The sequence below is a fragment of the Arthrobacter sp. CMU6 genome (assembly GCF_059090205.1).
On the sequence record NZ_JBNHFL010000013.1, the window covers coordinates 1 to 21,215 of the forward strand.

Consider the following 21,215-nt stretch of genomic DNA (forward strand, 5'->3'; position numbering starts at 1 on the left):
CACGGCGAGGGGACCGTGCTGCACGGGATCAGCCTCACCATCCCCGCCGGCGAGCACATCGCCATCCTCGGCCCCTCCGGCGCCGGCAAATCCACCCTCGCCAGCCTCATCCTGCGCATGATCGACCCCAGCACCGGCACCGTCCGGATCGGCGGCGAAGACCTGCGCGACCTCACCATCGCCTCCGTCCGCTCGCACGTGTCCATCCTGCTGCAGGACTCCGTGCTCTTCGGCTCCTCGGTCCGGGACAACATCCGCTTCGGCCGGCTCGACGCCACAGACCACGAGATCGAGGAAGCAGCCACCCTCGCCCAGGCCGACGGATTCATCCGCGCCCTGCCCAACGGCTACGACACCGTCCTCGGCGAAGCCGCCAAAGACCTCTCCGGCGGCCAGCGGCAACGAATCGCCATCGCCCGCGCCATCCTCCGGCGCGCGCCCATCGTCATCCTCGACGAAGCCACCGCCGGGCTGGACCCCGTCGCCCGCAACTCCGTCCTGCAGGCCCTCGCCGCCCTCACCCGGAACCGGACCTCCATCACCATCACCCACGACGCCCACTCCGCCCGCACCAGCGACCGCATCATCTGGCTCGACCACGGCCGCATCACCGAAACCGGCCGCCCCGAAGACCTCCTCCGGGACCCGGACTCCCGGTTCGCCCGCTGGATCGAGGAGCAGGGACTTGGTGCCCATCTTGGTAGCGTTGGTGACCGGCTCGGCGGCGCCGGCGTTGCGGCAGCTGCTGTTGGTCCTGCGGACTCCCTGGCTGCGCCGGGAGCCATCAGGGTGGAAGTGCCATGATCACCCTGGTCCCCGGGGCGGTGCACGCCGAACGCTCCCTCGCCCGCCGCGACGCCGCGCTTCCCGGCCTGCCCTGGCTGCTGGACAACGGCCGCCTCTCCGAACTCCTCGGTGAAACCGTCCGCGTCACCCGCGTCCGCTACAAGCCGGGCACCTCCCTGCTGGTGGCATTCCGCAGGATCCGCAACGGCAGCTTCGACTACGGCTGGGCCATGACCCGCACACCCGCCGGCAGCGGCAAACTCCTCGAACGCGAACGCACCGTCCGCAGCCACGGCGGGGACATGCGCATCCTCCGGCCGGACCCCCGGCACCCAGACATCCTGGTGGCAGTGGGCGGTGTGGAGGACGACTGGGCCCTGCACAAGAACCTCACGTGGCTGAACAGGAACGGCGACGAACGGCTGGGCCTTCGCCGCCGGCCCGGCGCTGCCTTGCTGGCGGGCAGCAGCGTGCTGCGCTACAAGCCGGAACGGCGGCTGGTCCTTCTCAGCCACAAGGCGAGCACCGCCGTCGTGATTAAAGCGGCAGGCAAGCCCGCCGGCGCCGGACAGCAAACCCAGTTCCTCAACCGTCTCCGCCACCATGGCGTCCCCCTCCTCCCTCAGCTCGCCGACGCCGAATGCCTCGCCAACGGCATCAGCGCCAGCACCGCGTGGGGTGCCGGTGACCTCGCGGCGCGCGACGACACCACCGACGCGCGCGCCGCCTACACCGCCGGCGCGGCCCTCGCCGCACTCCACCGCGTGCCCGTCTCCCCGGATGTGGCCGGGGGTGGCGCCCATCCCGCCACAGGCAACTGGCGCGAAGACCTCGAGGCGCAACTGAAGGCCACGCGCAGCATGGTTTCCGCTCTGCTGCCGGAACATGAACCACTGGCCAGAGACCTGCAAACCCGGCTCTCGGCCCTGCTGCTTGAACGGCCCCGGACAGCACCGGTCCTGGTCCACGGGGACTTCTCCCCCGACCAGGTTCTGGTGGGGAATTCAGAGGTGCGGCTCATCGACTTCGACCGGGCGGGCACCGGAACAGCGGAGGCCGACCTGGGGTCATTCGCCGCCGCCGAAGAGGCGTTGATTCCCGCTGCGGGCGGAGCTGCTCCGGGCGGTTCCCCCGGCGGCGGGGCTCGTGACGGCGGCGGGGCTGCCGCCGGGGGCGCCCCTGCCGGTGGACCCAAGACGGCCCTCCTCGCCGAGGGCTACCTCGACGCCGGGGGACGGTTCTCGCAAACCGCCGTGGATGCCTGGGCAGCCTACCGGCTCTTCACCAGCAGCGTTGACCCCTTCCGCGACCGTGCCCCGGAGTGGGCCGCCGACATCTTCTGGCACCTGGACCGGGCCAAGGAGCTGACCGCATGACCTGGCATCCCCCTGTCCCCCGCCGCGTAACCGACGCCGCCGGCACCGACTGGACAGTCCGGCGGGCCTGGCCCGGAACATCGCCGGGCTCCTACGATGTGGAAGTCCGCTCCCCGGACCGGCCCGGCGTCCTGGCCGGCCACTTCAGTGGCGGAACGTTCAAGGCCATCAGGGCGGACGACCCCCGCCTCCCCGCACTCGCCGCCGAGGCGACGAAGGGTGAGATGGTGGTGCACCGCGCCCATAAACGAGCCGTTCTCCGTGCCCCCGAGGCCTACATCAAGGTCTTCCGCCCCGGCCGTGCACTGGCAGCCGCGGCCAGCCACAGCATCACGGCCGCTGCCCTTACCGAAGGCGGCTTCCACACGCCCCGGCTGGTCAGCGCAAAGCCCGACGTCCTGGTATTCAGCCACCTGGCGGGCCGGTCCTTCCACGAGCTCGGCCACAGCCAAGCAGGAAGCACCGATGCTTCCTACGCCGCTCTGTGGGCGGAATGGTCCAGCGCCTGGGTAGGAACCGTGACCGCCGCCGGCAGTTCCGCATTCCAGGACAGCCTGGAGCAGCTTCCGCTCCGCGATGCCGGTAAGGAGGCCGCGACCCTGCAGCGCTGGGTGGATCACTGGCTCCGGCACAGCGAGGGCATCGCCGCCGCCGCTCCCGCCCGCGCCGCGCTCCTCTCCCGTGTCCGCGTGGTCACCGAGACCCTGCTCGGCACACCCCCAGACCGTATGGGTTGGGCCCACGGCGATCTGCACGACAAGCAGATGCTCGGCACCGAAAGACTGGGCACCGGCAACGCCACAGCTCCCGGGCTGTTGGATTTTGATGAGTCCTGCCGGGCCGAGGCTGCCCTGGACCTGGCCAACCTCGACGTGCACCTGGAACTGAGGTGGCGGCAAAACGTGCTCACCACCCGCCGGTACGCCATCGCCCACGCAGCGGTCGTATCTACCGCCGAACGCCTGCACGTCAGCCCGCGCCGCTTCTCCGCCTACGCCGCGTCCACCCGGCTCCGGCTGGCCTGCCTCTATTCCTTCCGGCCGCCATGGGGAGCCGACGCCGCCAGCTACCTCGTCGCTGGTGACCTCCCCGCCCAGGGCCCGGCCCTCCCCGTACGAACCCCGATAGGAGCCTGACATGAACAACTTGCCGACCACGGCCACGACCACCCCGTCCGACGTCCCTGGCCCCACTGACCCGTCCGGGCCCTCGGCCGGATTAGCGGCCGCCGGCCTTTCCCTTTCCGTCATCGGCACCGGGTACCTTGGCGCCACCCACGCCGTCTGCATGGCACTGCTGGGCCACCAAGTGGTGGGAATCGATGTCGACGCGAACAAGATCAACTCCCTCGCCAGTGGGACACTGCCGTTCTACGAACCGGGACTGCAGGAACTGCTCCGCCGCATGTTGGAGTGCGGCAGGCTCAGCTTCACCACCGACTTCTCCGCCACACACGGCGCCGACATCCACTTCCTCTGCGTCGGCACGCCGCAAATGCCCGACTCACCGGCCGCCGACCTCCGCTACCTCGACGCCGCCCTTGCCCGGCTGGCACCGCACCTGGACCGGGACTGCCTCGTCACAGGCAAATCCACCGTGCCCGTCGGCAAGGCGGAGCGGCTGGCCCAGTTCCTCCGGTCGGGCTCGCCCGCCGGCGGCCGGGCCGAACTCGCCTGGAACCCCGAATTCCTCCGCGAAGGACACGCCGTCGACGACACCCTCCACCCGGACCGGCTCGTGTTCGGTGTTGCGTCCGAGTGGGCCCGGGAACGGCTCGAGGCCTGCTACGCGCCCGTCATCGCCGCCGGCACCCCCATGGTGGTCACGGACCCCGCCACCGCCGAACTGGTCAAAGCCGCCGCCAACTCCTTCCTCGCCACCAAAATCTCCTACATCAACGCCATGGCCGAAATCTGCGAAGCCACCGGCGCCGACGTCAACCACCTCGCCACCGCCCTCTCCTACGACACCCGCATCGGCGGCCGCTTCCTCACCCCCGGCCTCGGCTTCGGCGGCGGCTGCCTCCCCAAAGACATCCGCGCCTTCACCCACCGCGCCAAAGAACTCGGCGTCGGACACGCCGTCGGCTTCCTCCGGGAAGTCGACGCCATCAACCAGCGCCGCCGCCAACGCACCGTGGACCTCATCACCGAAATGGCCTGCGGAGACCTCAGCGGCGTCAACGTCACCGTCCTCGGCGCCGCCTTCAAACCCGACTCCGACGACATCCGCGACGCCCCCGCCCTCGACGTCGCCCGCATGCTCCACCAAGCCGGCGCCCACGTCACCGTCTACGACCCCCAAGCCATGAACAACGCCCGCCACGCCTACCCCGACCTCACCTACGCCGACACCCTCGAGACCGCCGTCACCGGCGCCGAAATCGTCGCACTCCTCACCGAATGGGACCTCTTCCGCCACGCCGACCCCACCGCCCTCGGCACACTCGTGCACCGACGCAACATCGTCGACGGCCGCCACGCACTCAACGCCGACGCCTACCGCGCCGCCGGCTGGGACTACCGCGCCCTCGGCAGCCCCACCAAGCTGCCCGACCCGGTTCGCCACTGCCAGGCGGTTGCGGCACCGGAAGCCCTGGTGATGCTGTAATCATGGTCCTGGGTGGTGGTTCCGCCGGCTCGTAGGGTTCCGGAACGGGTGTGGAACAATCGAAGAGCCCTTTGAAAGGAGCCCTTCACCCATGCGGCAGCCGGACCAGGGACGAGCAGTACCCTCCGGCTACCGGACACCCGCGGGGTGGGCCCGGGTGCTGCGCGGCTCCCCCGCCACCCTCACCTTCGTCGTTCTCTTCTGGACCGCGGGCGCACTGTCCGCCAGCCTCCGCTCCGGGCCGCCGCCGGTTCTTCTGCCCCACGTCGCAGCCACCTCACATGCCGTACCGGACCACTGGTGGGCGCTTCTGCTCTCGGCCTTCTGGGAGCGGGACCTGGCCGGGTACGTTGTGGGCACGCTGCTGGTGCTGCTGGCCGGACTGCCGCTGGAACGCCGTCTTGGGTCCCTGAAGTTCGCTGCGGCGGCGCTGGCCGGACACGTGTTCGGGATCGTGCTGACTCTCGGGTTCCTCGCCGCGGCTCGCGGCCTGATGGGCAGCTGGATCCGCGACCTGAGCGGGCACTTCTTCCTGGGGCCGAGCGCCCTGGCCTGCGCTGCCGCGATGGCTTCAACCGCCGCCTTCACCACCCTGTGGCGGCGCCGGATCCGGGTTGTCCTGCTGGCCGTGCTGCTGCTGTTTGCAATGTATGCCGGAGGCTTCGAGGACCTCGTCCGGCTCGGGGCGGCCGCGGCAGGAGGGCTGCTGGGTCCGGTGCTGCTGGGCCGGCGCCCGCGCTTCGGCAGGCCCGCCGTCTCCCGGCACGAGGCCCGGATTCTGGTGGCCCTGCTCCTGACCGTCGCGGCGATCGGCCCGGTGATCGCGGGACTGGCGCCGCACGCCGTCGGACCTCTTTCCGTACTGAAGTTCCTGTTCACCAACATCCAGCCGGTGGACCCCGCGGCGCTGCAGGCGGCCTGCTCCCGGCCGGCCGGCCTCAGGGACTGCGCGGCCGCGCAGCTGCAACTGCGGGCCGGGGCGGGCGGAATCTTCATGGCCATCCTGCCGTCGTTCCTGCTGCTCCTGTTCGCGGACGGCCTGCGGCGCGGGCGGCGGTTCGCCTGGGTTGGCGCGCTCTTTATCCAGGCGATGCTGTCGCTGCTGGCCGCCGTCACCATCGCCGGCGTCCTGCTGCCGCCGCCCGGTCCTGGATTGCCCGTCCGCGAGGGCGTAGGCGGAATCGAACTGTCGGGCTATTCGCACCCGCTCAGCCTGGTGCTGCCAATGCTCCTGCCCGTCTTCCTGACGGTGCTCCTGCTGGCGGGCCGGAACCTGTTCCCGGTGCGCGCCCCGCGGGGAACGTACCTCCGGCTGGCGCGCCGGGTGGTGATTGCCCTGGTTCTGCTGAGCCTTGTGTACCTGGGCCTGGGACTGGCCCTGGCCGGCGGATTCACCCCCGTGCCCGGACTGGTCCAGCTTCTGGCCGACGTTCCGGACAGGTTCCTGCCCCTCGGCTTCCTGGTGGACCGCTCACCGGCCTTCTTCCCCGAAAGCACCGCCGCCGTCGTGCTTTACGAAAGCATCGGCGTCGTGTTCTGGGCGTGGACCGGAGCGCTGCTGCTCCGGACGTTCCTGCGTCCGGCCCACGGCCGGCACAGCGCGGACGAGGAGCGGGCGCGGCGCATCCTCAAAGCACACGGCGGCGGCTCGCTCTCCTGGATGACCACGTGGAGCGGGAACAGCTACTGGTTCTCCGGTTCGAGTTTCATCGCGTACCGGGTCCTCAGCGGGGTGGCCGTGGCGCTCGGGCCGCCCGTGGGTCCGCGGGCCGAGCGGGAGGCAGCGTTTACGGAGTTTGCCCGGCACTGCAGGTTCAGCGGGTGGACGCCGTGCTTCTACTTCGTGTCCGAGGAGCTCCGCGGTCTGGCCGGATCGCTGGGTTGGGGCTCGGTGCAGGTGGCGCAGGAAACCGTGCTGCGGCTGGACGAGGTGTCCTTCCGGGGCAAGAAGTTCCAGGACATCCGCACCGCACTGAACCGGGCAGCCAAGGCCGGCATCCGCGCCGAATGGACCACGTTTGCCCGGGCGCCGATCGCTGTGCAGGCCCAGATCGAGGCGATTTCCGAGGAGTGGGTGGCGGACAAGAAAGTCCCGGAGATGGGCTTCACGCTGGGCAGCCTGGATGAGCTGGACGACCCCGAGGTCCGCTGCCTGCTGGCCATCGATTCCGAGCACACCGTCCATGCGGTCGCGTCGTGGCTGCCGGTGTACCGGAACGGATACGTGGAGGGCTGGACCCTGGACTTCATGCGGCGGCGCGGCGACGGTTTCCGTGCGAGCATTGACTTCCTCATCGCCTCCGCCGCGCTGAGCCTGCAGGACGAGGGGTGCGAGTTCATGAGCCTGTCCGGGGCGCCGCTGGCCCGGGTGCCGTCTTCGTCGCCTGCCGGCGGCGTTGCGGCCGGTGCCGCTTCTGGTTCCTCCCCCGGTTCCGGCGCGCCTGCCGGCCAAGACGCGAACGGCGGTCAGGACGCGAATGGCGGCCTGGACCGGATGCTCGACTGGCTCGGCGCAGCCCTGGAACCGGTCTATGGCTTCCGTTCCCTGCTGGCGTTCAAGGCGAAGTTCAAGCCGGACTACGAACCCATGTACCTGCTCTACCCTGATGCAGCCGCCCTGCCCGCGATCGCCAACGCCATCACCCGGGCGTACCTGCCTTCGATCAACCTGGGCCAGGGCCTGACGCTGGTCCGCGGCCTCCTCACCCGCCGCTGACCCGAAACTGGTCAGGAGGCGCGGGCAGGGACGCGCGGGCTAGCGGAGCGCGTAACCCGTGTGGCGTTCCAGTGCGTCGAGCAGTGCAGACTGGAACGCCGGGTCGTTGACGGCCGGGTGGGGCTCCCGGCGCTGCTGGTGGAACCAATAGCCTCCGGACACGGGGTTCTCACCTGCCTCCCCGGTTGCCAGCCACACCTGCGTGACGTGCCCCAGCTCCAGGTTGTCCGGCGCGGCGCTTCCGCCCATCCTGGTGGGCACCCAGCCGGGATCCACCGCATTGCTTTCAACGTCAGGCCAGCGGCTGGCCACCGCGGCCGAGAGCGTGGTGACATACAGCTTGCTGTCCGAGTAGGCGGCCGGCCGCCTGGCCGCGTCCGTCCAGTCGATTCCCTGGAGGTCAGGCGTGCCGGACCGGTGCATGCCGCTGCTGATGTACACGGCCCGGCGCGGCCGCGCCATGAGCGCGGTCAGAATGTAGGGCGCAACGGTATTGACCGAAAAGATCTCGCTACCGGTGTACACCCCGGCGTTGTGGATGACGGCATCGAACGGGCCGTACTTGTCCGCCTGTTCCGCCACCCGCACCGTCTCGCCGAGGTCGGCCAGATTTCCGACGACGGCGCCGACGGCCTGCTCCCGGATCCCCCCGGCGTCCGCCAGCCGAGACTCATCCCTGGCGTGCAGGATCACTTCGTGGCCCTGCTGCATCAGCGCCCGAGCGGCATTAAGCCCCAGTCCGCCGGCAGAACCGGTAATGAATATCCTCGCCACTGCGCGTGCTCCGTTCCCGCTACTCCATGCCGCCGCCCGGGCAGCCCGCCTGTTTCACAGTAATCGGGGCGTCCCGCGTCTGGCAGGCCCTGACAGGGACTCCCACAGTATCCACAGGGTCCGTAACGTGGTGGCTATGAACAACCGGAACGAGATACGGGAGTTCCTTGCCTCCCGGCGGGCGAAGCTCACCCCAGAACAGGCGGGGCTGCCGGACCTCGGCGGCGTGCGGCGCGTGCCCGGCCTGCGCCGTGGAGAAGTGGCAATGCTGGCCGGCATGAGCGTTGAGTACTACACGCGGGTGGAGCGCGGCAGCCTGGCCGGGGTGTCCGACTCCGTCCTGGAAGCCATCGCACGCGCCCTGCAGCTGAACGAGGCGGAGCATGAACATCTGTTCAACCTCGCCCGGGCTGCCGGGCCCGCTGCCCGGCGGCGGAGGCAGCCCGCTCAGGCGATCCACCCGAGCGTCCAGCTCATCCTCGACGGCCTGGCCGGCATCCCGGCATTCGTCCAGAACGCGCACCTGGACATCGTTGCCGCCAATGACCTTGCCCGGGCCCTGTACTCCCCTGCTTTTGAGGACCCGGCGCGGCCCGTGAACTTCGCCCGGTTTGCGTTCCTCAACAGCCGTTCCGAACGCCTGTACGCGGACTGGGACATGGCGGCCGACACGAGTGTGGCGCTGCTGCATGCCGAAGCCGGCCGCGACCCCTTCAACAAAGCCCTGTCGGACCTCATCGGGGAACTGTCCACCCGCAGTGAGGAATTCCGCAGGCGCTGGGCACAGCGGAATGTCCGGCTGCACCGCACGGGCGCCAAGACCTTCCAGCACCCGGCCGTCGGCCGGCTCGACCTGCACTTCAACGGGCTGGAGCTGACGGCCACGCCAGGGCTCACTATGTTCACGTACACGGCCGAACCGGGCTCGCCGTCCGAGGACGGTCTGCGGCTGCTGGCCAGCTGGGCTGCAACCGCAGCAATATCCGAATCCCGCGACGGCGCCGCGGCCCGCGAAGGCTCGGCGGCTCCCGACAGAACAGCGCAAGCCGAAGGCACAGCGCAAGGCGGCACCACCGCCGTCGGCCTTCAAAGCGGACGCGTCGACCAACGTGACCGCAACCGCAACCGCAAAGCCTGACCCAAAGCAACCTCAACGGTCCCTCCACAACAGCCCATCCCGTGCTGTGCAACACAATCGGGAAGAGACTTGGGGGTCCCTGTGGTTACCCCTTACAGCAGGGTCTGCCTCTCGCCACGGCGATGGGGTTAAGTAGATGAAAGAAACGGTCCATGGCTTTCATCTGCGGCCCGTTCCACCCACACCGACACATAGGAGAACTATGCCTACCGTCAACGCCTACGCCGCGCCCTCCGCTTCCGAGGACCTCATCCCCACCACCATCGAACGCCGCGAGGTCGGCCCGCACGACGTCCTCATCGAAATCAAGTTCGCCGGCATCTGCCACTCCGACATCCACACCGTCCGCGGCGACTGGGGCCCGCAGCAGTACCCGCTGGCACCCGGCCACGAAATCGCCGGCATCGTCACCGAGGTGGGCTCCGAAGTGACCCGCCACAAGGTCGGCGACCGGGTGGGCGTCGGCTGCATGGTCAACTCCTGCAGGGAGTGCGCCAACTGCGTGGCCGGCGAGGAACAGTACTGCCTGAAGGGAATGGTCGGCACGTACGGCGCGGTTGACCGCGACGGCACCATCACCCAGGGCGGCTACTCCACCCACGTCGTGGTCACCGAGGAATTCGTCGTCACCATCCCGGACGGCATCGAGCTCGACGTCGCCGCTCCCCTTTTGTGCGCCGGCATCACCACCTATTCCCCGCTGAAGCGCCGGGGCGTCGGCCCCGGTAAGAAGGTCGCCGTCGTCGGCCTCGGCGGACTGGGCCACATGGCCGTCAAGCTCGCCCACGCCATGGGCGCCGAGGTCACCGTCCTGTCCCAGTCGCTCAAGAAGCAGGAAGACGGCCTGCGCCTCGGCGCAGACCACTACTACGCCACGAGCGACGCCGGCACGTTCGAAGCGCTCGCCGGCAGCTTCGACCTGATCATCAACACGGTCAGTGCCTCGATCGACATCAGCTCCTACCTGCAGTTGCTGTCCCTCGACGGCACGCTGGTCAACGTCGGTGCTCCGGCCGAGCCGCTTCCGGTCAACGCGTTTGCACTCATCGGCGGCCGCCGCGCCTTCGCCGGTTCCATGATCGGCGGCATCCGCGAAACCCAGGAGATGCTCGACTTCTGCGCCGAGCACGGCATCGGCGCCGAGATCGAGGTCATCCCGGCCGACAAGATCAACGAAGCCTACGAACGCGTCCTCGCCTCGGACGTGCGCTACCGCTTCGTGATTGACACCGCCACCCTCTAAGGCAATAGACGCCCGACGGCCGGGCCGGTCCCTTAAGGGGCCGGCCCGCCGTCGGGCGTTCCACCCCGGGGCCCCGGACAGGCAACACCAATGACGAAACTTTCAGGAAATACGTGACCCAAGAACATTCCGGCTCCGGTACCCCCACGCAGGCCCCGACAGGCACGTCCGCCGTCCCCTCCGCTCTGCCGGCCCGCCCCGCAAGGATCCCGCGGGCCGGCCTGCTCATCCTGGCCATGGCCGGGTTCACCGCCGTCACCACCGAACTCCTGCCTTCGGGGCTGCTTCCACAGATCAGCCATGACCTGGGCGTGGAGGAATCGGCTGTCGGCTCGCTGACCGCTGCCTATGCGGCCGTCATCGTCATCACGGCCCTTCCCCTGTCCAGGCTGCTCGGCGGGCGGATGCCCCGCAAGGCGCTGCTGATCGTGACCGTGCTGGCCTTCGCGCTGAGCAACGTGCTGCTGGCTGCCAGCCCCAATCTGAGCCTGGCCATCGCCGCCAGGCTTCTTGGCGGCGTGGCCCACGGCCTGCTCTGGTCCAGCATGGCCCCGTATGTTGCGAGGATCGTGCCGGCGCATTCCGTGGGCAAGGCGATGGCCATCGTGTTCAGCGGCAACAGCATCGCCCTGGCCGTCGGCGCCCCGCTCGGCACGGTGATGGGGTCCCTGCTCTCGTGGCGCTCATCCTTCCTGGTCCTGGCCGGGGTCGCCACGCTCCTCGCGCTGCTGGCCATTCGTCTGCTGCCGCCGGCTTCCGACGCCGGCCGGGGCTCGGCGCCGTCGCTGCGCGCAGCCATGGCACTGCCCGGCGTCATCGCGGTGGCCACTGCCTGGCCGCTGCTGCTCCTGGGCCACTTCGCCCTGTTCACCTACATCGCCCCGTTCCTCCTGGCCGAGGGCCTGCCCAGCACCGCCACCGGCATCTCGCTGTCCGTCATCGGCGTCGCCAGCCTGGTGGGCATCTGGATTGCCGGCCTCACCGCGGACGCCCGCCCCCGCGGATCCATCCTGACCGGCGTGGCCCTGCTCCTGGCCAGCTTCGCCCTCCTGCCAGCGCTCGGCGGCACCTGGACCGGCAGCCTCGCACTCCTGACCCTCTGGGGCATCACCTTCGGAGCCACCGGCATCTACAACCAGGCGGCCATCCTCCGCGCGGGCGGCGAGCACAAGGACGCCGCCAACGGACTGGCCGTGGTGACCATCCAGCTGGGCATCGCCGTCGGGGCCGCGTACGGTGCGCTGGCCCTCAACACCGTCGGCGCGCTTTTCGTCCCGCTGGCTGCGGCGGTTCCGCTGGCTGTGGCGCTGGTGATCATCTTCGTCAGCCGCCACCGCGGGTATCCGGCCGGTCCCCGCGAGGGGCAGTTGTCCCGTTCACCCAAGTAGGGCCCAGGGGCAGGCAAGCGTTGACTCCCACTTCTCTTTAAATCGAGTGAGGACGATAATTAAGTCGACCACCGGGGCTGGGCCGGCGGCGGTGCCGCCTGACTGAGACCAAGGCGGCCCCCCAGCCGCCGCCGTCCCGTAAATTTCAGCCGCCGCTTGGTTTGTCGGCCGCCGCCTCCTCTGTTGTGGCATCAGGCGTGCGTGGGCTCCTCCACCAGTGCCGTGGCGATGCTGTCCGCGTCCGCCAGCGCGGCAAGGTACCGCTCGGCGTCGAGGGCCGCCGCGCACCCGGTGCCGGCGGCGGTGATCGCCTGGCGGTAGCGGTGGTCCACTGCGTCGCCGCACGCGAACACGCCACTGAGGTTGGTGCAGGTGGTGGGCGAATCGACCTTGATGTAGCCCTCGCCGTCGAGCTCCACCTGCCCGGCCACCAGCTCGGTACGCGGCACGTGCCCGATCGCCACGAAGAGCCCGGTGGCGGGCTGCTTCCGGGTTTCGCCGGTGCGGGTGTCGGTCAGGGTGACGCCGCTGACCTTGCCGTTGCCGTGGATCGCCGTCACCGCCGAGTTCCACGCGAACGTGATCTTCGGGTTGTCCTTGGCCCGCTGCGCCATAATGCGGGAGGCCCGGAGCTCGCCCTTGCGGACGACGACGGTCACGGACTTCCCGAAGCGGGTCAGGAACGTGGCCTCCTCCATCGCGGAATCCCCGCCGCCCACCACGATGATGTCCTGGTCGCGGAAAAAGAACCCGTCGCAGGTGGCGCACCAGGAGACGCCATGGCCGCTGAACTCCTTCTCCTCGGCCAGCCCCAGTTCCTTGTACGCCGAGCCGGTGGCCAGGATGACCGCAGGCGCCTCATAGGTCTCACCGCCGCCGGTGACCACACGCTTAAGGTGGCCCTTGAGCTGAACCTGGGTGGCGTCGTCGAACACCACCTGCGCGCCAAACTTCTCCGCCTGCTGCTGCAGGCCGTCCATCAGCTCGGGGCCCTGGACGCCCTCCGGGAAACCGGGGAAGTTCTCCACCTCGGTGGTGTTCATCAGCGCGCCGCCCGCGGTGACCGAGCCGGCCAGGACAAGCGGCTTCAGCCCGGCCCGGGCGGCGTAGATCGCGGCAGTGTAGCCGGCAGGCCCGGAGCCGATGATGATCAGCTGTTCGCTGCCGACCTGTTCGGGGCTGGCCTTCCCGGCGCTGGCGTCCTCGGGCTTGGCGTTTTTGCTCACTGCTGGCTCCTTCTCTTCAGGCTCATTAATGGAAACTGTTACTGCGCGTCGGCGTGCCGGGCGGGCAGCAGTTCGGTAACCAGTGCCTCGACGCGCGTCCGGATCTCATCGCGGATCGGGCGGACCGATTTAATACCCTTTCCGGCGGGGTCGGCCAGTTCCCAGTCTTCGTAGCGTTTGCCGGGGAACACCGGACACTCGTCGCCGCAGCCCATGGTGATCACGACGTCGGCCTCCTGGACGGCACCCGTGGTGAGGACCTTGGGGATCTCACCTGAAATATCAACACCGACGTCGGCCATGGCCTGGACGACGGAGGGGCTCACCTCGTACGAGGGCTTGATGCCGGCGGAACGCACCTCAACTGCGCCCCGGGACAGGCTGATGAGGAACCCGGCCGCCATCTGCGACCGGCCGGCGTTATGCTCGCAGACGAACAGGACGGTGGGCTTCTTGGCTGGATCGGGCGTCATGGCGGTCTCCTGGTCTGGCGGTCGGAGCCTGCATCGCCGGGAGGAAGCGGTGCGTGCCCACAGACCTGCGTACTCCAGTGCAACAAGAGCGGGCAATTCAATCAAGAGCCGGATGGGCCGAGGGCCGATTAACCCCTCCGGTTTGGAACTCGCGGTCGATCCTTGGGCGTCACCACTGCCCTCGTCACCACGGCCCTCGTCACGGCGGGCCTTTCGTGCGAGGATGCGGCATGAACACCAGCACCGGCGGCCACGTTGTCCTACTCGGGGACTCGATTTTCGACAACAAGGCCTACGTCAACGGCGGACCCGGCGTCGTCGAGCAGTTGCGTGAAGAGCTGCCGCACGGTTGGAAGGCAACACTTCTTGCACTGGACGGGGACGTTATTGCCGGCGTTCCCCGCCAGCTGTTGGCCCTCCCTGACGACGCCACCCACCTCGTGGTCAGTGCCGGCGGCAACGATGCGCTCCGCTACGCCCACCTGCTCGAAGCGCCCGCGCGCTCTGTGGCGGAGGCCTTGGACATGTTCGCTGATGCCCAGGAGCGGTTCGCCGCCGACTATGAGCTGATGGCCGAAGGACTTTCAGCGAGCGGACTGCCCGCAGCGGTGTGCACCATTTACGACACCCCTTCCTCCGGGCCTTTCTACCGGATGATCAGGACCGCCCTCACGGTCTTCAACGACTGCGTCACCAGGGCCGCCTTCACCCGCGGCCTCACCCTGCTCGACCTCCGGATCATCTGCAACCACGACGGCGACTACGCGAATGCCATCGAACCGTCCGTGCAGGGAGGGGCCAAAATCGCCCGGGCCGTCGCCGCCCTGCTGGATCCTGGCCGCCAGGCGCCCCGGTCACGCGTCATCGGCGGCACCTGAACTAGAGCGGAGCCGTGGAACCCCGGACCACGAGCCGGGGCGTGATGCACTTGTCCGCGAGCGGAGCGCCGGGTCCGTTGAGCCGCTCCAGCGCGACACTTCCGGCCGTTTTTCCCAGCTCCACGGCATGGAGATCCACGGAAGTCAGGTCAATCCCGTGAAGCCGGGCGGTCCGGGAATCGTCGTAGCCCACGAGCGACAGGTCGCCGGGAATCGTCAGGCCCATCGCGTACGCGACTTCGCGGACACCCAGCGCGAACTGGTCGTTGTGCGTGAATACTGCCGTCGGCCGGTCCGGTCCGCCCAGCAGCTCCGCCGCCACACGCTCCGCGGCCTCTTGCGTGAAATCGTCAGCCGCCACGGTCTGCGGGGTCAGGCCGGCGGACCGCATCACCTGCTGGTAAACGTCCCGGCGGACGGTGTGTCCGTCATAATGCGGACCGGCCAGGTGGGCGATCCGGGTGTGCCCGAGTCCGAGAAGATGCTCGACGGCGGCCCGCGCGCCCGCACGGTCGTCCGGGTATACGCTGTCCACGCCCTCCACCCGGCGCGTGACACTGACCACCGGGACCATCTGCGCCAGCTCCCGAACCCGTTCGTCGGGATCGAGCAGCGTCGCCGCAATGATGATCCCCACCCGTGCCTCGATGAGCGAGTCAACGGCCCCCTGGTCCTCCCCGCCGATCGAGCGGGAGACACTGAGGATGAGCCGGTTGCGCGACTGCGGAAGCGCCAGCCGCACGCCGTTGAGCACATCCGAGAAGACCTCGTTCCGGAGGTCCAGGAGGTAAAGCCCGACGGCCGTGCGCTGCTTGCTTGCCAGGGCGGCGGCTGCCGCGTTGTGCCGGTATCCCAGTCGTTTGGCGGCATCAAAGATCGCCTGCTTGGTCTCGGGGCTGACGCCGGCGGCGCCGCGGAAGGCAAAGGACACCAGAGTGCGGGAAACCCCGACCTCGCGGGCAACATCAGCCTGCGTGGCTGGCCGCTGCTGGCGCTCAAGAGTCATACAGCCATCCTCCCACGGGCGGAAACAGCAAAAACTGATGCATTTGTAAGTTTGACCTTACATTTGAGCCTTTCGCGCGTTAGTCTAGGTGTGACAGCGGGTACACGTCCCGCAAACTTGAGACAAAGGAGTCCTTATGTCTGCTACCCAAGCCCAGCGCGACGCCGCACATACGCCCTCGCTGCCGCCGCTCACGAACGGCCCCCACCGCAAGCGGCTCGGCATGGTCGCCATGGTCGCAACCTTCGGCGGGCTGCTCTTCGGCTACGACACGGGTGTCATCAACGGCGCGCTCCGGCCGATGACCGCCGATCTTGGCCTCACCCCCATCACCGAGGGCATCGTGACCAGCTCCCTGCTTTTCGGCGCCGCAGCCGGTGCTGTGGGCGGCGGCCGTCTCTCCGACTCCTGGGGCCGCCGGAAGACGATCATCCTGCTGGCCGTGCTGTTCCTCGTCGGCGCCCTGTCCTGCGTGTTCGCACCGAACTTCGAGGTGATGGTCGTCGGCCGCGTCATCCTCGGACTCGCCGTGGGCGGCGCTTCCTCGGTGGTCCCCGTGTACCTCGCCGAGTTGGCCCCCTACGAGATCCGCGGCTCACTCGCCGGCCGCAACGAACTCATGATCGTCATCGGCCAGCTCGCCGCGTTCGTGGTCAACGCCATCATCGGCAACGTCTGGGGCGAATTCGGCGGCGTCTGGCGCATCATGCTCGCCGTGGCCGCAGTACCTGCAGTTGCCCTGTTCGTCGGCATGCTCGGGATGCCGGAATCCCCGCGCTGGCTGATCTCCCGGGGCCGCAACCAGGACGCGCTGGCCGTGCTGAAGACCATCCGCTCATCCGACCGCGCCGAAGCGGAGATGGCCGACGTCAAGCACCTGGCCGACGAGGAAGAGGAAATGAACCTCTCCGGCTGGGGCGCACTGAGGAACAAGTGGATCCTGCGGATCCTGCTGGTGGGCATCGGCCTGGGCGTGGCGCAGCAGCTGACCGGCATCAACTCGATCATGTACTACGGCCAGTCCGTGCTGGTTGAGGCCGGCTTCGACTCCGGCGCCGCCCTCATCGCCAACATCGCCCCGGGCGTCATCGCCGTCGTCGGCGGCATCATTGCGCTCACCATGATGCAGCGGGTCAACCGCCGCACCACCCTGCTCCTTGGCTTCACGCTGACCACCATCTGCCACTTCCTGATCGGCATCGCCTCCATCGCGCTGCCCGTCGGCAACCCGGCGCGGCCCTTCGTGATCCTCTTCCTGGTGGTTGCCTTCGTCGGCTCCATGCAGACCTTCCTCAACATCGCCGTCTGGGTGATGCTCTCGGAGATCTTCCCGCTGCACATCCGCGGCTTCGCGATCGGGGTCTCCATTTTCTGCCTGTGGATCGCCAACGCTCTCCTGGGCCTGTTCTTCCCCACGCTGGTGGCATCAGTCGGCATTACCGGAACGTTCTTCATGTTCGGTGTGGTGGGCATCCTGGCATTGATCTTCATCTACACCCAGGTGCCTGAAACCCGCGGCCGCACCCTCGAAGCTCTCGAGGAGGACGTCACCACCGGTGCCATCTACCTGGTCCACAAGACCCCGGCGACGGCTGCCCACTAGCAGCTCCCTTTGTAGGTGAGGCCTCCGGGCGTCTAATTGCGCAAGCCCCGCACGCTGGATTCACCCGAGTCCTGCGTGCGGGGCTTTCTGCATGTTCGGCGCCTACTGACCGGCGGGCTGGAACAGCTCGACCACGTTGCCGGCCGGATCCTCCAGCAGGATCTGCTGGCCGCCCGGCCCCTTAACAATGTCATTCCGGAACGGAACGCCCTCTGTCCGCAGCCTGTCCACCTCGGCGGCGATGTCGCCCACGATGAGGTGGATCCGGTTCCATCCGCCCGGTGCCGGGACCGCGCCGTCGGGCATGGGCCGGCCCGCCGAGCTGGTGGGTCCGCTCAGCAGCAGGCGCAACTGGCCGCGCACGACGTCGGCAAATGCAGGTGCCGCGTTCATTCTTACGGTGAAGCCGAGGTGCTTCGTGTAGAAGCTGACGGCGGCGTCGACGTCGTCCACCATGTATCGGACGCTGACCAGGTCCTCAGGGGTACTGGGCATCTACGGGCTCCTCTCTGGGTGAAGGATCAGACGTGCTGATCCACGATGACCGGGTTGCCGTCAGGGTCCACCACGATAAAGCTGCCCGGGCCCGTACCGTCACCGGCTTCAGCAACGAAGTGAACGCCCTGCTCCTTCAGCTGGCGTTGGAGATCGCGCACGTCGGTGAATGAGTCGAGCTGCTGAGCGTCCTGGTTCCAGCCCGGGTTGAAGGTCAGGGAGTTCTTCTCAAACATGCCCTGGAAGAGCCCGATCACCGTCTGCCCGTTACGCAGGATCAGCCAGTTCTGCTCGATTTCGCCCCCGGACCTGGTGAACCCCAGCTTCTCGTAGAACGCGGCAGATGCCGCGATGTCCTTGACGGCGAGGCTGAGTGAGAAAGCGCCGAGTTGCATGTGCTGCTCCAGTCTCCGGAAGTCTCCGGGCCATGAATGTTCACCGATCATACTCGGGGGGCTGTCCCGGGCAGCACCAGGTCAGAGTTCCTACAGAGGCTGCACGTACAGTGCGCTAAAACGCGTCCGTGTGTTCCAGCTCCGGCAGGACAACCAGCGGATCTCCGGCAAAATGCAGCCTGCGGGAGGACTGTCCGTCGACCCAGGCGAATACGACGGAGCCGCCAAGAGGCACGCTGCCGGCAACGGCGGCTTGGGCCGGGCGGGCTCCGGCGGGGAGGCCTGATTTCCGGATCCCCCTCTCCGCCTCCGTCTCCGCGGCGGGGGTCAGCATCCCCCACACCGCCGGGAGGTCGGCGTCGTGATTATTCCCAGCGTTCGCGTCCATGCCCTAATAGAACCAGCTGGGAATGAACAGCCTGTGAACGTGACCGATGTGACACGCCCCGTCAGGCGCTCGTCCAGAACTGTGGCGCACTCCCCAAACGCGTGGGACCATGCCTCATGGCCAACGGCAACGCTGTCCGCGATGCAATTGAGAAGGCACGCGAGGAGATGCTTTTCATCGGTCCGGACCACCCGTATTACCCGCTCCTGGCCGACATGGTCGCAGCCATAGAGGCGGCCTGGCAGCAGGGGTACGACGCCCACCGTGCCGGCAAGCACATCAGCAATCCCTACAGCTGGTGACATTCGTGAAGTCTGTGCGGCTCTGATGGGGGCCCGGGAGGGTTTTGCCGGGTCCGGTGCGAGGGGGGAGTGCGTCCGGACCCGGCAGTTCTGAGGTTCGGGGCGCGGAATCCGTCTCCTTCAGGACATGTTCAGTATGCGCCGCTGACATGGGGAAATAGCTGGGGCACCTTGGGACATTACCGGGAAAACCCCTCGATTTGCCGTGCGCGCCCAAGGAACTCCAAAGTTCTTCCAAGGACGAAGGCGGAAACTTTAAACAGCCGGCGGCGGTGGCCCCTGGTCCACCCTCCGGGACCTGGCTGCCTAACCCAGTCCGCCGCCGGCCCCACACGATTTGGTCTGGCCCACGCTCCCGGGGCCTGAGGCCTTCTATATACAAAAATCCTACTGCAGGGTAGGTTCATCACAGGACCCTGCGTTTTCCGTTCGGGACCCCTCCCGGCATCGTGCACCGCCCGGAGGTAATGCCGCTGTAGCCTAACGGCGGCCACCCTGCACCTGAGGAAAGAGCCTGACATGGCCACCTCGCATTTCCAGCAATTCCACTACATCATGGCCAGCTACACGATCGCCGGCTGACCATGTCACTAAGTTCCCCCGATTTCCGCTCCGAAGGTGCCGGACGGGCGCGCGTCCAGCCCGTAACCTGCACGCGCTGCCGTACCGGCCTGCACCTGACCATCAGATCGGTGACGAGCATCCCGGACGGTCCCGCCGACGTCGTCATGGTTGCCTACACCTGCAGCCGGTGCCGGCGCTTCAGCGAACATCCCGCCCGGGTTGCCGACTTGTCCGCGGTCATGGGCCGCCGGGAGCAAACGGGGGACGTGCTGATCTTCGGCGGGCATTACATGCACTGCGGACAACCCATGGCCAGGGCAGGCTCCGAGCTCCGCAGGCTGTCCGCGCCGCTGTCCACCGAGGGCCCGGCCGAAGACACCCTGGACGTCTACCTGTCCACCCGCGTCCTCCGGTGTACGTGCGGATTCCAGATGGAACTGCCCGAATGACGGGAATCGTACATTTGAAGGACAAACCTACGCGCGGGTAACTTTGACCGGGGTCCCATCCTATTCCCCCATGCGGATGGTCGTCCCCGGGAAGCCCCGCACCGCCTTCACAATGGTGCGGGGCTTTTTCGTGCCCAGGCCCTGAACTTCTTGAGGTTTCGGCCTTACACTATGCACACCTACTACAGGCCGGGGGGCACGTTGGGTTCACGGGGGCTTTGCCTGGTCATCGAGGATGACCGGGATATTCGCGATCTGCTCACACTGATCCTGACACGGATCGGATTTGATGTTCATGCGGTCGGCAACGGCGTTAACGGTGTGGCCGCGGCGTGGGAACACCACCCCGTCCTGGTGACGGTGGACCTGAACCTGCCGGACATGGACGGCCTGGAGGTGGCGCAGCACATCCGCGCCCGCTCCGAGGCACCGATGCTTTTCATCTCCGCCCGGGCGGAGCTCGACGACGAGATGGCCGGCATGGCGTCGGGAGCCGCCGCCTACCTGATCAAGCCGTTCCGTCCACGCCAGCTCATGGAGACGGTCAACAGGCTCTGCCCCGTGGGTCCGTTAACGGCGCACGGCCTCGAGTCGCGCGCCTGAGCGGACGCGCGCCTACCCGCGGCCCCGCGCCTGACAGGGTCCTGCGCCCAAGTGGCCCCGCCCCTAAGCGGGGCCCACTCTGTTGCCCCGCCGCGCCGAACGGCAACAGCAGTGCCCGGCCGGCCGCCGTCGTTCCTTCCTTCCCCGTCCTATATCCGCCGGTGGCACTTCGGTTCCATAATGTCCCCATGAAGTTCGGGGACCCGGGGGCCCGGCGATGCCGGAGACGCCGTGGAGTCCCAGGTTGCCGCCCCGGCTGTTGGCGAAACGGGTGGCGACGCGGCCCGGGCACGGCCGGCCAGTCCGTGCCCGGCGCCGAACAGGGGGACCATCGCCATCAACTCAGCGAGGAGTGAACTGTCATGCTCAGAGACAAAGAAGTCGCGGCCGTCCTTCCGGCAAAGGATGTGGGCAGGGCGAAGGATTTTTACCGGGACAAGCTGGGACTGGAACCAGTGGAACCGGCGGACGACAACGTGATGTACCAGTGCGGCAACGGCACCAGCTTCATGCTGTACCAGACTGACAATGCGGGCACGGCCAAGAACACCCAAATGGGCTGGGTAACGGACGACGTCGAGCGGGACGTGCAGGAATTGCGGAACCGCGGCGTCGTGTTCGAAGACTACGATTTTCCGGGCCTGAAGACCGAGAACGGCATTGCCACCTCGGACGCGGGCAAAGCCGCATGGTTTTTGGACAGTGAGGGCAACATTTTGAGCCTCTTCGAACGTCCATAAACCACGCCACCGTGGCAATCGGAAAGGGGACGGAACCACACTGTTCCGGCCCCTTTCCGTCT

Annotated in this window: 21 protein-coding genes; 14 read left to right on the forward strand and 7 right to left on the reverse strand. The window is 68.1% G+C overall.

Translation table 11 applies throughout. The features are described from left to right. The 5 genes from AC5RWD_RS10725 to AC5RWD_RS10745 all read left to right on the forward strand — a co-directional run. Positions 1-804: ABC transporter ATP-binding protein (locus AC5RWD_RS10725; RefSeq protein WP_494019979.1), on the forward strand; the 804-nt coding region annotated here is incomplete at its 5' end. Continuing rightward, positions 801-2,162, forward strand: a complete 1,362-nt coding sequence (locus tag AC5RWD_RS10730; protein ID WP_494019980.1) for a phosphotransferase — start codon at positions 801-803, stop codon at positions 2,160-2,162. The genes AC5RWD_RS10725 and AC5RWD_RS10730, both read left to right, overlap by 4 nt. Then, positions 2,159-3,298 carry a hypothetical protein gene (locus AC5RWD_RS10735; protein WP_494019981.1) on the forward strand — a complete coding sequence of 380 codons (1,140 nt, stop codon included), beginning with the start codon at positions 2,159-2,161 and terminating at the stop codon, positions 3,296-3,298. Before AC5RWD_RS10730 ends, AC5RWD_RS10735 begins: the two co-directional genes overlap by 4 nt. A gap of 1 nt (position 3,299) precedes the next feature. Continuing rightward, positions 3,300-4,772, forward strand: coding sequence for a UDP-glucose dehydrogenase family protein (locus AC5RWD_RS10740; protein WP_494019982.1), 1,473 nt, complete (start codon positions 3,300-3,302; stop codon positions 4,770-4,772). A 91-nt stretch (positions 4,773-4,863) separates the two neighbouring features. Further along, on the forward strand, positions 4,864-7,488 hold the full coding sequence (locus AC5RWD_RS10745; protein WP_494019983.1) for a bifunctional lysylphosphatidylglycerol flippase/synthetase MprF: 2,625 nt from the start codon (positions 4,864-4,866) through the stop codon (positions 7,486-7,488). A 39-nt stretch (positions 7,489-7,527) separates the two neighbouring features. On the opposite strand, the gene AC5RWD_RS10750 is transcribed toward AC5RWD_RS10745, so the two are convergent. Beyond that, complete coding sequence (locus AC5RWD_RS10750) at positions 7,528-8,262, reverse strand: SDR family NAD(P)-dependent oxidoreductase (RefSeq protein WP_494019984.1); 735 nt, start codon at positions 8,260-8,262, stop codon at positions 7,528-7,530. A gap of 136 nt (positions 8,263-8,398) precedes the next feature. Here AC5RWD_RS10750 and AC5RWD_RS10755 point away from each other — a divergent pair, with 136 nt between their 5' ends. The 3 genes from AC5RWD_RS10755 (at position 8,399) to AC5RWD_RS10765 (ending at position 12,031) form a co-directional block, all read left to right on the forward strand. Continuing rightward, positions 8,399-9,400 (forward strand): helix-turn-helix transcriptional regulator, encoded by a 1,002-nt coding sequence (locus AC5RWD_RS10755; RefSeq protein ID WP_494019985.1) that lies wholly within the window; start codon positions 8,399-8,401, stop codon positions 9,398-9,400. 202 nt (positions 9,401-9,602) lie between these two features. After that, positions 9,603-10,643 carry an NAD(P)-dependent alcohol dehydrogenase gene (locus AC5RWD_RS10760; RefSeq protein ID WP_494019986.1) on the forward strand — a complete coding sequence of 347 codons (1,041 nt, stop codon included), beginning with the start codon at positions 9,603-9,605 and terminating at the stop codon, positions 10,641-10,643. Positions 10,644-10,756: 113 nt separating this feature from the next. Continuing rightward, positions 10,757-12,031, forward strand: a complete 1,275-nt coding sequence (locus AC5RWD_RS10765) for an MFS transporter (RefSeq protein WP_494019987.1) — start codon at positions 10,757-10,759, stop codon at positions 12,029-12,031. A gap of 191 nt (positions 12,032-12,222) precedes the next feature. On the opposite strand, the gene trxB is transcribed toward AC5RWD_RS10765, so the two are convergent. Together trxB and AC5RWD_RS10775 are read right to left on the reverse strand one after the other, a co-directional pair. After that, the gene (gene trxB, locus AC5RWD_RS10770) at positions 12,223-13,257 is read right to left on the reverse strand and encodes a thioredoxin-disulfide reductase (RefSeq protein WP_494019988.1); all 1,035 of its coding nucleotides are present in this window, start codon (positions 13,255-13,257) and stop codon (positions 12,223-12,225) included. A gap of 38 nt (positions 13,258-13,295) precedes the next feature. Then, on the reverse strand, positions 13,296-13,730 hold the full coding sequence (locus AC5RWD_RS10775) for an arsenate reductase ArsC (RefSeq protein WP_494019989.1): 435 nt from the start codon (positions 13,728-13,730) through the stop codon (positions 13,296-13,298). Positions 13,731-13,960: 230 nt separating this feature from the next. On the opposite strand from AC5RWD_RS10775, the gene AC5RWD_RS10780 reads away from it, so the two are divergent. Further along, on the forward strand, positions 13,961-14,608 hold the full coding sequence (locus AC5RWD_RS10780; protein ID WP_494019990.1) for an SGNH/GDSL hydrolase family protein: 648 nt from the start codon (positions 13,961-13,963) through the stop codon (positions 14,606-14,608). 1 nt (position 14,609) lies between these two features. On the opposite strand, the gene AC5RWD_RS10785 is transcribed toward AC5RWD_RS10780, so the two are convergent. Then, a complete protein-coding gene (locus tag AC5RWD_RS10785) occupies positions 14,610-15,614 on the reverse strand; it encodes a LacI family DNA-binding transcriptional regulator (RefSeq protein WP_494019991.1) in 1,005 nt (334 codons plus the stop codon). A gap of 136 nt (positions 15,615-15,750) precedes the next feature. Here AC5RWD_RS10785 and AC5RWD_RS10790 point away from each other — a divergent pair, with 136 nt between their 5' ends. Then, positions 15,751-17,217: a sugar porter family MFS transporter gene (locus AC5RWD_RS10790; RefSeq protein ID WP_494019992.1), complete on the forward strand. Its 1,467-nt coding sequence runs from the start codon at positions 15,751-15,753 to the stop codon at positions 17,215-17,217. Positions 17,218-17,319: 102 nt separating this feature from the next. Here AC5RWD_RS10790 and AC5RWD_RS10795 read toward each other — a convergent pair whose 3' ends face one another. From AC5RWD_RS10795 to AC5RWD_RS10805, 3 genes are all read right to left on the reverse strand, one after another. After that, the gene (locus tag AC5RWD_RS10795; protein WP_494019993.1) at positions 17,320-17,712 is read right to left on the reverse strand and encodes a VOC family protein; all 393 of its coding nucleotides are present in this window, start codon (positions 17,710-17,712) and stop codon (positions 17,320-17,322) included. Positions 17,713-17,738: 26 nt separating this feature from the next. Continuing rightward, a complete protein-coding gene (locus AC5RWD_RS10800) occupies positions 17,739-18,107 on the reverse strand; it encodes a VOC family protein (RefSeq protein ID WP_494019994.1) in 369 nt (122 codons plus the stop codon). Positions 18,108-18,222: 115 nt separating this feature from the next. After that, on the reverse strand, positions 18,223-18,495 hold the full coding sequence (locus AC5RWD_RS10805; protein ID WP_494019995.1) for a hypothetical protein: 273 nt from the start codon (positions 18,493-18,495) through the stop codon (positions 18,223-18,225). Between the two features lie 116 nt (positions 18,496-18,611). Here AC5RWD_RS10805 and AC5RWD_RS10810 point away from each other — a divergent pair, with 116 nt between their 5' ends. The 4 genes from AC5RWD_RS10810 to AC5RWD_RS10825 all read left to right on the forward strand — a co-directional run bounded on the left by AC5RWD_RS10810 (position 18,612) and on the right by AC5RWD_RS10825 (position 21,153). Further along, on the forward strand, positions 18,612-18,797 hold the full coding sequence (locus tag AC5RWD_RS10810) for a hypothetical protein (RefSeq protein WP_494019996.1): 186 nt from the start codon (positions 18,612-18,614) through the stop codon (positions 18,795-18,797). A gap of 584 nt (positions 18,798-19,381) precedes the next feature. Beyond that, the gene (locus AC5RWD_RS10815; protein WP_494019997.1) at positions 19,382-19,810 is read left to right on the forward strand and encodes a hypothetical protein; all 429 of its coding nucleotides are present in this window, start codon (positions 19,382-19,384) and stop codon (positions 19,808-19,810) included. A gap of 171 nt (positions 19,811-19,981) precedes the next feature. After that, positions 19,982-20,413, forward strand: a complete 432-nt coding sequence (locus tag AC5RWD_RS10820; protein ID WP_494019998.1) for a response regulator transcription factor — start codon at positions 19,982-19,984, stop codon at positions 20,411-20,413. A 362-nt stretch (positions 20,414-20,775) separates the two neighbouring features. Further along, entirely contained in the window at positions 20,776-21,153 is a 378-nt protein-coding gene (locus tag AC5RWD_RS10825) for a VOC family protein (protein WP_494019999.1), read from the forward strand. The last annotated feature ends 62 nt before the right edge of the window (positions 21,154-21,215 follow it).

Excerpts from the sequence above, each read along its gene's own strand:
- AC5RWD_RS10780 (WP_494019990.1), top strand. The coding sequence starts at position 13,961 with ATGAACACCAGCACCGGCGGCCACGTTGTCCTACTCGGGGACTCGATT.
- AC5RWD_RS10745 (WP_494019983.1), top strand. The coding sequence starts at position 4,864 with ATGCGGCAGCCGGACCAGGGACGAGCAGTACCCTCCGGCTACCGGACA.
- AC5RWD_RS10755 (WP_494019985.1), top strand. The coding sequence starts at position 8,399 with ATGAACAACCGGAACGAGATACGGGAGTTCCTTGCCTCCCGGCGGGCG.
- AC5RWD_RS10805 (WP_494019995.1), bottom strand. The coding sequence starts at position 18,495 with ATGGACGCGAACGCTGGGAATAATCACGACGCCGACCTCCCGGCGGTG.
- AC5RWD_RS10790 (WP_494019992.1), top strand. The coding sequence starts at position 15,751 with ATGTCTGCTACCCAAGCCCAGCGCGACGCCGCACATACGCCCTCGCTG.
- AC5RWD_RS10800 (WP_494019994.1), bottom strand. The coding sequence starts at position 18,107 with ATGCAACTCGGCGCTTTCTCACTCAGCCTCGCCGTCAAGGACATCGCG.
- AC5RWD_RS10785 (WP_494019991.1), bottom strand. The coding sequence starts at position 15,614 with ATGACTCTTGAGCGCCAGCAGCGGCCAGCCACGCAGGCTGATGTTGCC.
- AC5RWD_RS10825 (WP_494019999.1), top strand. The coding sequence starts at position 20,776 with ATGCTCAGAGACAAAGAAGTCGCGGCCGTCCTTCCGGCAAAGGATGTG.
- AC5RWD_RS10810 (WP_494019996.1), top strand. The coding sequence starts at position 18,612 with ATGGCCAACGGCAACGCTGTCCGCGATGCAATTGAGAAGGCACGCGAG.
- AC5RWD_RS10740 (WP_494019982.1), top strand. The coding sequence starts at position 3,300 with ATGAACAACTTGCCGACCACGGCCACGACCACCCCGTCCGACGTCCCT.
- AC5RWD_RS10730 (WP_494019980.1), top strand. The coding sequence starts at position 801 with ATGATCACCCTGGTCCCCGGGGCGGTGCACGCCGAACGCTCCCTCGCC.
- AC5RWD_RS10795 (WP_494019993.1), bottom strand. The coding sequence starts at position 17,712 with ATGCCCAGTACCCCTGAGGACCTGGTCAGCGTCCGATACATGGTGGAC.
- AC5RWD_RS10820 (WP_494019998.1), top strand. The coding sequence starts at position 19,982 with ATGCACACCTACTACAGGCCGGGGGGCACGTTGGGTTCACGGGGGCTT.
- AC5RWD_RS10775 (WP_494019989.1), bottom strand. The coding sequence starts at position 13,730 with ATGACGCCCGATCCAGCCAAGAAGCCCACCGTCCTGTTCGTCTGCGAG.
- AC5RWD_RS10735 (WP_494019981.1), top strand. The coding sequence starts at position 2,159 with ATGACCTGGCATCCCCCTGTCCCCCGCCGCGTAACCGACGCCGCCGGC.
- AC5RWD_RS10760 (WP_494019986.1), top strand. The coding sequence starts at position 9,603 with ATGCCTACCGTCAACGCCTACGCCGCGCCCTCCGCTTCCGAGGACCTC.
- AC5RWD_RS10815 (WP_494019997.1), top strand. The coding sequence starts at position 19,382 with ATGTCACTAAGTTCCCCCGATTTCCGCTCCGAAGGTGCCGGACGGGCG.